9 protein-coding genes are annotated in these 9,770 nt (G+C 69.0%); 4 read left to right on the top strand and 5 right to left on the bottom strand.

Annotated features, from left to right (window positions below; genetic code table 11):
* A partial coding sequence (locus tag NJ1_RS07380) for an MspA family porin (protein ID WP_174557049.1) occupies window positions 1–158 on the top strand: 158 nt, incomplete at its 5' end.
* A gap of 133 nt (window positions 159–291) precedes the next feature.
* Here the strand turns inward: NJ1_RS07380 and NJ1_RS07375 are convergent.
* The 4 genes from NJ1_RS07375 to NJ1_RS40130 all read right to left on the bottom strand — a co-directional run bounded on the left by NJ1_RS07375 (window position 292) and on the right by NJ1_RS40130 (window position 5,675).
* On the bottom strand, window positions 292–1,128 hold the full coding sequence (locus NJ1_RS07375; protein WP_245717263.1) for a glycosyltransferase family 2 protein: 837 nt from the start codon (window positions 1,126–1,128) through the stop codon (window positions 292–294).
* Window positions 1,128–2,390, bottom strand: a complete 1,263-nt coding sequence (locus tag NJ1_RS07370; protein ID WP_245717262.1) for a polysaccharide pyruvyl transferase family protein — start codon at window positions 2,388–2,390, stop codon at window positions 1,128–1,130. The genes NJ1_RS07375 and NJ1_RS07370 overlap by 1 nt, the downstream gene beginning before the upstream one ends.
* Before the next feature lie 204 nt (window positions 2,391–2,594).
* A complete protein-coding gene (locus NJ1_RS07365) occupies window positions 2,595–3,830 on the bottom strand; it encodes a serine hydrolase domain-containing protein (RefSeq protein WP_084477841.1) in 1,236 nt (411 codons plus the stop codon).
* Between the two features lie 111 nt (window positions 3,831–3,941).
* Window positions 3,942–5,675 (bottom strand): serine/threonine-protein kinase, encoded by a 1,734-nt coding sequence (locus NJ1_RS40130; RefSeq protein WP_067689210.1) that lies wholly within the window; start codon window positions 5,673–5,675, stop codon window positions 3,942–3,944.
* Between the two features lie 192 nt (window positions 5,676–5,867).
* Between NJ1_RS40130 and NJ1_RS07355 the strand changes: the two genes are divergently transcribed.
* The 3 genes from NJ1_RS07355 (at window position 5,868) to NJ1_RS07345 (ending at window position 9,046) form a co-directional block, all read left to right on the top strand.
* On the top strand, window positions 5,868–7,199 hold the full coding sequence (locus NJ1_RS07355; RefSeq protein ID WP_067689306.1) for a glutamate-1-semialdehyde 2,1-aminomutase: 1,332 nt from the start codon (window positions 5,868–5,870) through the stop codon (window positions 7,197–7,199).
* 213 nt (window positions 7,200–7,412) lie between these two features.
* Window positions 7,413–8,174, top strand: a complete 762-nt coding sequence (locus NJ1_RS07350) for an SDR family NAD(P)-dependent oxidoreductase (RefSeq protein WP_067689207.1) — start codon at window positions 7,413–7,415, stop codon at window positions 8,172–8,174.
* Window positions 8,175–8,188: 14 nt separating this feature from the next.
* Window positions 8,189–9,046, top strand: coding sequence for an amidohydrolase family protein (locus tag NJ1_RS07345; RefSeq protein ID WP_067689204.1), 858 nt, complete (start codon window positions 8,189–8,191; stop codon window positions 9,044–9,046).
* Between the two features lie 25 nt (window positions 9,047–9,071).
* On the opposite strand, the gene NJ1_RS07340 is transcribed toward NJ1_RS07345, so the two are convergent.
* On the bottom strand, window positions 9,072–9,641 hold the full coding sequence (locus NJ1_RS07340) for a Uma2 family endonuclease (RefSeq protein ID WP_169813105.1): 570 nt from the start codon (window positions 9,639–9,641) through the stop codon (window positions 9,072–9,074).
* Between the last annotated feature and the right edge of the window lie 129 nt (window positions 9,642–9,770).

The following is a 9,770-nucleotide window of genomic DNA, read 5'->3' as shown; positions in this document are numbered from 1 at the left end:
GCGGCGGCGTCGGCGGCAAGGACGGGTACATCCGGATGTCCGGATTCCACGGCAGCGTCACCGGCGTACTCGGCCAGGTCACCATCCGGCCGTGGGTACGGATCGTGAGCAGCAACGGCGATATCGTGATGACCTACGGTCCGCTCTGGACCATCTGAGTTCCGACCGACCGAGTGCTCACCTGAGCGAGGGTCCCGGCCGACCGAACTCCGAGCAGATCTGTCGCGGGACCAGCCTCCGGTGATCCCGGGCGAACCGGGATCACCGGAACAGGCGTGCGTTCTTCGAACCTCAGCGCGCCGTTGCCGACAAGCGCTGTGCCGCAGACACTGCCCGGCCCCGGACTCGACCGGCGGCGACTCGGGCCAGTCGCAGGTCACCGCCGAGAATCGTTCCGCGGCCGAGCAATTGCGGATACTCCGCACCGAGGCGATGGTGGAACCGAACCATCTCCGCCATCGTGCCGACCCCCGACGTGTCGATACTGCGCGCGAAACTCGCACTGCGCCAAGCGAACAACACCTGCGGCAGGCCGAAGAACTGCCCGAAGGCGCTGAGTCGCGCGAGCAGGTCCACATCCATCGGCAGCAGCAGATCGCCGCGGAAACCGCCGACCCGGTCGAAATCCGCGCGGCGGAAGATGGCGGCGGCGACCGGCCCGAGCTCGGACGGACCACGACGCACGATCACCCGCAGCAGGGTGCGCGCGTCGCGCGGGCCCAGCAGGCTCGGCAGTCCCAGATCGCCGCGCTCGACGACGCCCTGCTCGTCGATCACCCGGTATCTGGCCGAGCACACGGCGATGCCGTTGTCCCCCATGATCTCCACCTGCTGATCCAGCGCGCAGGGCAGCAGCAGGTCATCGGTACTGATCACCTTCACCAGACGGCGGCTCGACAGCGACACCGCCTTGTTCCAGTTCTCGCCGATCGGCAGGACGAGTTCGTTGCGGACGACCCGGATTCGGGAGTCCTGGAAGGATTCGGCGACGGCGCGGGTGTCGTCGGTGCTGGCATTGTCCAGAACGATCACTTCGAAATCGATGTCCTGGTCCAGAATCGAGCGCAGCGTCGTGGCCAGGGCGCGTCCGGAATTGCGGACCGGAACGCACACCGACAGGTTTGCCATCATGTCCCCTGAGCAGCAGTGGCGGATGCGACGGGCCGGCCCGCCGATCCGGCCGCGACCAGCCCGCGCACACGCTCCAGGGCCGCGCGGCCGGCGTCGATCTGCTCGACGGCTCTCTGCTGCAACGTATCCCGCAATTCCGGAGCGGACTCCCACAGTTCCCCGATCGCCCGGGTCAGTTCGGTGTCGAAGTCGTCCGCGCCGAGGTGCACGATCCGCAATCCGGCGCCGGTTGCGTCGGATTCGAACATATCGGCCAGCCCACGAAACTTGTCGTCGGCGGCCCCGGACCCCGTTACAGCGACCGCCGGAATGCCCTGGGACAGGGCAAGAACCGCCAGGTGATAGGCGTCGGTGAGCAGGACCCGGCAGCGCGTCACCCGGCGCGCCACCTCCTGTGCGGTGTCGGTGCGCCCGAGCACCGGGCGCACCCGGGGCTCGTTCGCGAGCAGGGGCATGGTGTGGCGGCACACGCCCAGGTCACCGGCGATCTCGGGTCGCCGGGTGCGGTAGCCGAACTCGATCGCGTCGTCACCGGTGAGCAGAACGCGCTCGGGCGTGACCCCGAGAGCGGCCAGCAGCGCCGGTGTGCGCAGGTTCTCGCGCACCGCGATCAGATCGGCCCGGGGCAGCACCTCCGCGGCCCGGCGCAGCAGTTCGGGATCCGCGATCGGGCCCATGCCCTGACCGAGCAGCACGGTCGGAATACCCAGTCGCTGTGCGTCTTCCAGCAGATTGAGGGTGCGGTGCGCGGTGGTGCGGCGCTCGTCGCACAGGTAGTCACCGCCCAGGGCGAGGACCAGCGACGCGGTGGTGACCGCGGCCGGAACCGTGGGCAGCGGAGCCAAGCCCGAGTCCCTCGGCTCCCAGCCACTGTTAATCCGTGCCCGCACCTGCGACCGCGCGCGCTCCCGCAGGCCGCGCAGCCGCTGCGCGGGCACCTCCGTGGCCGCGCGCCAGTGCAGCGCCGCGGGGCCGATCAGTTTCACGGCGGCGACCTGGTCGATCCGCCCGGCCACCCCGCCCTTGCCCCACTGCCCGCCCGTGCTGGGCACGATCGGTTCGGCGTCGGGCAGCAAGGCCCGCAACACATGTGGCTGCTCGGTGAGCACCCCGATGCGCGCGTGCGGCCAGAGCGCGCGCAACCGTTCCACGGTGATCGTCATCGCGGCGATGACACCGCGATCGTGCAGGTCGTAATCCCCGTTGTCGACCAGCACTCGCACTATCCCGGCACCGTCCCCCGCGCCAGACTTCCCCACTCGCAAATCCTTCCGGAATCCGGCGGCGATGCGCCGGTCGTAGCATTGCAGGGGCAGCAGTGCGGCGGTTGCCCGTTCACCCCGACCGGGTGGGCCCCTTCGTGTCGAGCATGAATCCGCGGCAAATGTATCGCACGGGTGTCCTCGGCGCTACAGCTGGAATCCGGGCGCGCGAATGGCCGAAATCGCCTCGTTCCCATCGACTCAGGAGTTGCACAGGGCCGTGTCCACCACCTCGTCCAGGTCTATGTCGCGGGTGCGCGCGCCGAGGATATCCGGGAGTTGATTCATGCTCACGGTGACGGACTTGTCGGCGGTCGCGCCGCCGTAGACGAAGGTGCCGTGCATGGTGCCGCCGTGCCCCCACGCCTCGATGCCGCACGAGGTCGTCCAATGGAAAAGTCCCAGGCCGAAATCCTCCGATCGGCGGAGGTCGCTACTGGGCACCGTCTGCTGCATTTGCGAGAGTTGTGCGGGCGGCAGCACCCGGCCCGAGAGCAGCGCCGTGAAATAGGTGTTCAGGTCCGCGCCGGTGGATACCATCGCGCCGTCGGGCAGGCCCCAGCCCGCGTCGATATCGGTGACGTCCACCAGGTCGTCGCCGAATTGGTGATAGGCCCGCGCGTGCGGACCGCGCAGCACCGATTCGGCCGGATACAAGGGCCAGTAGGTGTTTCGCAAACCCAGCGGGAGGAGAATGCGCGCGGTGACCGCGATGCCGATCGCCATTCCGGTCACCCGTTCCACCAGCTCTCCCGCCAGCAGGTAATTGGTGTTCGAATACTCCGTCCGAGTTCCGGGGTCGAAGTCGGCGGACTTGTTCAGGCCCGATCGGATCAGATCCCCGATCGGCTGGGAGCGCCGCAGCGAATCCACCGATTCCAGATCGAGGTCGGTGAGATAGTCCGGAATTCCGCTGGTGTGCTGCAACAGATTTCGCACGGTGATGACGGCGCCGTCACCGCCGGGGCCGGTGACCACGCCGGGGAGATAACGTTCGACGGGTGCGTCCAGTTCGACCCTGCCCTCCCCGACGAGTTGCAGAACCACCGCGGCGACGAAGGATTTGGTATTGCTGGCGATGCGGAACCGGGCATTGTCCGGGTACGGCGCGCCGGTACCGAGATCGCCCGCGCCGCTGTTGATCCGAAGTACCTGCCCGCCGGTGCTGAGCACCAGCTGCGCGCCGGGAACATCCGCGCCCCGGACCGCCTCGTCGAGTTGGACCTGCAACAGTTCTGCCGGTGAGAGGGGTTCCGCCGAAGCGCTTCCCGCACCGGTGACAGTGCTCGAGGCGAGAACGACTCCCAGCGCGGCGGCGACCGGAAGCACCCACCGGCGGCTGCCGGACGGGGTGCGAGGACGCGCGAGGACGCGCACCCCGGACGAGGCGACGGGATCGGTGTCGGGGCGCGCGACGGGATGGGCACTGCGGGGCATCGATCCTCCAAGGCGGGGTGACCGGTGGAGGGGGCACCGGTCACGCAGCCATACGCCCTCGGGGACAGCGAGGTTCGACGGCGCGCGGGCCGGTGTGGTCGGCGAGCGGGCTCAGCTCGGGATCAGCGGGCTCACCCATTTGCTGCACAGCCAGTGGCCGTCGACGTAGTCCATGGACATGGTGATGTTCTGATGCTCGGTGGTGTCGGCCTTGCCCTGGGTGGAATTGACCACGGTGATGTCGGCGGCGAGCTCGTAGTGCGTCGTATTGCCGGAGCTGACGGTGCATGTCGAGTCGGTGCCGCGGCTGTGTTCGGAATCAGCCTCGATCAGCATCCGGATGGTCGGCAGCAACTGCTGTGCCTGTGTCTTCCAGGTGCCCGTCGCGCCCGCCACGACCTTGCTCTGCCACTCCTCGCCATTGCCGTAGTCGTAGGTGGTCATGAGAATGCCGTAGGCACAGGCGGCCTCGATGGCGGCGGACCGGGTCGCATCGGTGCCGCCGACGACGGTCGGCGGGCCGCTCGCCGACGTGCCCGTGCCGAGGCTGAACTGCAATGCGCCGCTTCCGAATCCGGCCCCGATGCCACCGACCACGACGACGGCGGTGGCGACGGCCGCCAGGACGAGGCGATTGCGCAGGAGTGAGGCGGGACGTGCGAGCGCGGATGCCGTCGCGCCGTGCCCGTCCCGCTCGGTTCCCCGCGCGAAGCCGGTCGCGTCGAACTGCGTTCGGGACGGCGACGATGCTCCGTGGACGGGACCCTCGGGAGGCCGCGAGGGCCCGGCGCCCTCGAATGGCACAGGGGCGGAACCGATGCCGGTGGAGGGTGGCGGGAATCGCGGCTGGTCGGCGCGGGAGACGTGCGCATCGCTGGATCGGGTGGTGCCGAGGATCGGATGCGAGGGCAGGCTCGGTGCGCGGGTCTGTGAGTATCCGATGACGGTCGGGCCCTGGGTGACAGCCGCCGGCCGAGCGTCGGTATCGGGGTCGCCGGGCAGATCCGGTGCGGTCAGTGCGGCTTCGGCGGCCGCGGCGAGCTCACCGCAACTGCCGAATCGGTGATCACGATCCTTGGCTATCGCCCGCGCGATCACCCGGTCGAAAGCCTTCGGCACCTGCGCGTTTCGAGCACTCGGCCGTGGGATCGCCCCGTTCAGATGACCGTTGATCAGCTGGGCGGTGCTCTCCCCCGGGTACGGCAGCTGGCCAGTGAGCATGTGGAACAGCGTGCAGCCCAGCGCGTACACATCGACCCGATGATCGGTGTCCGAACGCAATTCGAACTGCTCGGGCGCGGCGTACTGGAAGCTCGCGTACATCTCCCCGGTGCGGGTGAGCGCGCTGGTGTGATCGAGCGCCTTCGCGATTCCGAAGTCCGCCAGATAGACCCGCTGGTCCGGCCCCCAGGCCAGCAGAATATTGGCGGGCTTCACATCGCGGTGCAGCACGCCCGCGCGATGCGCGTGATCGAGTGCCCGTGCGGTTTCCCGCAGAATCCGCACCGCGTGATCGGGCCGCAGCGCGCCGTCACGGATGACGGCCGCGACATCGGTGCCCTCGATGTACTGCATGGCCATCCAGAGCCGATGGTCCTGCGTCCCACGCGCGTACACCGCGACGATATTCGGATGCGACAGCCGCGCGGCGGTATCGGCCTCCCGCAGGAACCTAGCCCTGACCTCCGGATCGTCGGCCTTGCCCGCCGCCAGCAGTTTCAATGCCACCGGCCGCGGCAGATCGCGCTCCCGGGCGAGGTACACCTCACCCATCCCGCCGACCCCGAGCAGGCGTTCGACCAGATAGCCCGCGAACGCCTGCCCCTGCGCGAGAGTCCTCCCCACCACAAACCTCCGCCTACACCGTCCGATCACCGTAACCCCGCGTTTCGCCGCGGTCCAGGGAGCCCCCGGCCTCATGTGCCCGGAATCTCTCACCCGCCCTGCCGGACCCGGCGGGCTTAGACTTCCGTTGCAATGGATGCGCGGTCGCGGACCTGGTCCGGGTGGCCGCCGGGGGCGAGGGTGGTGGCCGCGATGCGTGATTTCAGCCGTAGCAACGAGATTCAGGCTCGTCTGCACGAGGTCGTGCCGGGCGGGGCGCACACGTACGCGCGGGGGTCGGATCAGTATCCCGAGGGGATGGCCCCGGTGCTGGTGCGGGGGTCGGGAGCTCGGGTGTGGGATTGCGACGGCAACGAGTACGTCGAGTACGGGATGGGATTGCGCTCGGTCACGCTCGGGCACGGGTACGGGCCGGTGGTCGAGGCGGTGGGCCGGGCGATCGCCGACGGGGTGAGTTTCTCCCGGCCGACCGAGCTGGAATTGCTTGCCGCACAAGACTTCCTGGAGCTGGTGCCGGGCGCGGACATGGTGAAGTTCGCCAAGAACGGGTCCGACGCGACGACGGCGGCGGTGCGCCTGGCGCGAGCGGTCACCGGGCGCGAGACCGTGGCGGTGTGCGATCAGCCGTTCTTCTCGGTGGACGACTGGTTCATCGGCACCACCGCGATGAACGCGGGAATCCCCGCACCGGCCACGGTGGGGTTCCGATTCAACGACCTCGTGTCCCTCGCCGACGCGCTCGACGCGCACCCGGTCGCGTGCGTGGTCCTGGAACAGGCGACCGCGTTGCACGAACCCGCCCCGGGATTCCTGGAAGGGGTTCGCGCACTGTGCGATCGACACGGTGCGCTGCTGGTGTTCGACGAGATGATCACCGGATTCCGGTGGTCCGCGGGCGGTGCGCAGCGGGTCTACGGGGTGCGCCCGGATCTGTCCTGCTGGGGCAAGGCCATGGCCAACGGCTTCCCGCTCTCGGCCCTGGCCGGCAAGCGGGAGTACATGGAGCTGGGCGGGCTGCGGACCGATGCCGCTCGGGTATTCCTGCTGTCCACCACCCATGGCCCCGAAACCGCGTCTCTCGCAGCGTTTCGCGCGGTGGTCGCCGCCTATCGCGACAGCGATCCGGTCGGGCGGATGGAAAGTTCGGGGCGGCGGCTGGCCGAGGGCGTGAACGCCATCGCCGCCGACCTCGGCATCGCCGATCACCTGCGGGTGCTGGGCCGCCCGTCCTGCCTGATCTTCACCACCAGGGATCCCGACGGCGTTCCCTCCCAGCCCTATCGGACGTTGTTCCTGCAGGAGTTGCTCGAGCGCGGTGTGCTGGGCCAGTCGTTCGTCCTGTCCGCCGCCCACACCGCCGCCGATATCGACCACACCCTGCGCGCGTGCCACGAGGCCGCCGTCCTCTACCGCAAGGCGATCGAGCACGGCAGCGTCGAGGGTCTGCTCAACGGCCGGCCGGTCGCGCCGGCGCTGCGCCGGCACGCGGCGCCGCGCCGCCTCGCGGACCGACTGACCGACTGACCCACTTCCCCACTGACGGAATCTGCCTCGGCATGATCGCCGATGCCATTCCGCTGCCGAATTGCGGACATTGTGTCGCGGAATTCGGCCCGAACGACTATTCATGGAGTCCGTAGTTATTCACCCTCGGAGTGACGGCGGGACCGGAGACACCGGTCGGCCGCACGGACCCTCGGCGGTGCGACGGCGCGACCAGCGGAACAGGGTGAGGCAGTGGGCCAGGGCGAGGATGCGGGCCAGGGCGACGGCGCGGGCATCCCCGGTGCGCTGGTGACCGGCGCGGCCGGGGATATCGGCCGCGCGGTCGCACACCGCCTGGTGACCGCCGGGCGCGAGGTCGTGCTCGCCGACATCGATCTCGACGCGGTGACGCGCCACGCCGCGCAGCTCGGCCCGAAAGCCACTGCCCTGCATCTGGATCTGACCGACCCCTCCGGCATCGAGGCGGCGGCGCACACCTGCGGCGCGATCGCCGCCCTGGTGCATTGCGCGGGCGTGGCCATCGTCGAACCGTTCCAGGACAGCACCCTCGCGCACTGGGACCTCATGCATCAGGTCAACCTGCGCGGTCCCATGCTGCTGACCCAGCATCTGCTACCCGCCCTGCGGGAAACCGGCTCGGCGCGAATAGTTTTCGTCTCCTCCGACGGAGCCCGGGCAGGCGCGGCGGGCGAGGCCGCCTACGCCGCCTCCAAGGCCGGCCTGTTCGGCTTCGCCAAATCCCTTGCCCGCGAGGTAGCCCGGGACGCGATCACGGTGAACGTGGTGTGCCCCGGCCCCATCGAAGGCCGCATGGTCACCCGCACCATGCGCGATCACCCCGGCGCGCTGGCCGCCATGGAGAAAGCCATCCCGCTCAAGCGCCTGGGCCGGCCCGACGAGGTCGCCGCCCTGATCGCCTGGCTGGCAAGCCCGGAAGCCAGCTATCTCACCGGCCAGCTGATCAGTGTCAGCGGCGGCATCACCATGCACTGACAGGAGGCGCCACCATGCCCACCATCCCGATAGTCGACGCCCACCTGCACCTGTGGACCCCCTCGACCCACCCCTGGTACCCCGATCTCCCCGCGTTCGCCGCGGCCGCGGGCACACCCACCCTCACCGACGACTTCGCGCTCGCCGACTACGACCGCGCGGCGGGCACGGAGGTGGTCGGCCTGGTTCACGTCTCGGCCACCACGGCCCCGCACGCCTACCTGGCCGAGACCCGCTGGATCGACGCCCTCGCCGCCACCGCGGGCCGCCCGCTGGCCCTGATCGGCACCGTGGATCCCACCCTGTCGCTGCCCGAATTGCTCACGCACCTGACCGAACAGGCACAGAGCCCGCACTTCCGGGGCATCCGGGTCTTTCAGGGCCTGCACCCCAACACCCCCGCCGCCGACGCGATCGCGAGCTGGCTGCAGGAGCGCGACGCGGTCTTCGATCTCGTCGCCACCCCCGCCACCATGCTCGACTGGATCGACTTCCTGGCCGGCTATCCGACTCTGCGCGTGGTCCTGGAACATCTGGGCCTGCCGCAGAGCACCTCCCCCGACGACCGATCCGCCTGGCACAACGCCCTGTCCCTGGCCGCCAAGGAAACTCCCTGGCACTGCAAACTCTCGGGCCTCGGCATGATCGCTCCCGATCTGAGCTGGACCACGCTCGAATACTGGCTCGAATCCAGCGTTCATCTGTGGGGTTGGCGACGACTCATGTTCGGCTCCAACATGCCGATCGACACCCGCGCCGGCACCTACCGCGATCTCCTGACCGCGGTCGACCACGTGGTCGCCACCGACGCCACCGATCAGGAAGCGACCTTCTTCTACCGCACCAACGCCACCGACGCGTACGCCCTCTGACCCGAGCCCCGCGCGGGTACCCGAGTCACGCCCGGTAACCCGCCGATCGAGATATGTCCCCCGTTGCGCGCACCTCGGGTCGGACCGGAAGCTGCGATACCAGTCGGCTGCCGGTGAGTTTGTATTCTCGGCCGATCAGTTCGTACATGCTGACGAAACCGTCCATGTCATCGGACTGGTGGTCGCCGCGCACGATCCAGTAGTGCGGGATGCCCAGGAGGGCGAAGACGCGGAGTTTGTCCAGGGCCTCGTGCACCTGGGCGGGCTGCCAGACGGCTTCCACGACAGCCAGAATGCGGCGCGAATCGTGCGTGGTGCTGTGTTTGCCGGGTGTGTGCCCGGCCTTGAACACCACGCCGTCGACGACGAAGTTGTGGTGACCGCTGTCGCCGCGGGCGAATCCGCTGTCGGCGACGTATTGATCACCGGCGATCTCGTAGCCGAGCCCGCGCCAGAACTCGAGCACGGTGAACACGACCCGGGAGTACCAGAACGTGACGGGCATGACGGTCAGCTCCAATCGGCCGAATCGCAGTTCCCAGGCCCAGCCGCGCGGAACGGATGGCAGAGCGTCGAATTCGGCGCGAGTACGCACACCGGTCAACGGTAGATCCAGCTCGTGAATCAAGGACTGCTCCCGAATGCCCGCACCGACAAGACTGGAACAACATAGCGTCAGATCCGGTCGACAAGGCGTTCACCAGCACATTTACCGCTCAGCCGG

Origin of the sequence: Nocardia jejuensis NBRC 103114 (genome assembly GCF_001613145.1) — a bacterium.
GTDB classification, from domain to species: Bacteria; Actinomycetota; Actinomycetes; order Mycobacteriales; family Mycobacteriaceae; genus Nocardia; species Nocardia jejuensis.
The sequence above is the reverse complement of the archived record's forward strand: the minus strand, read 5'-3'. Positions and strand labels throughout refer to the sequence as shown.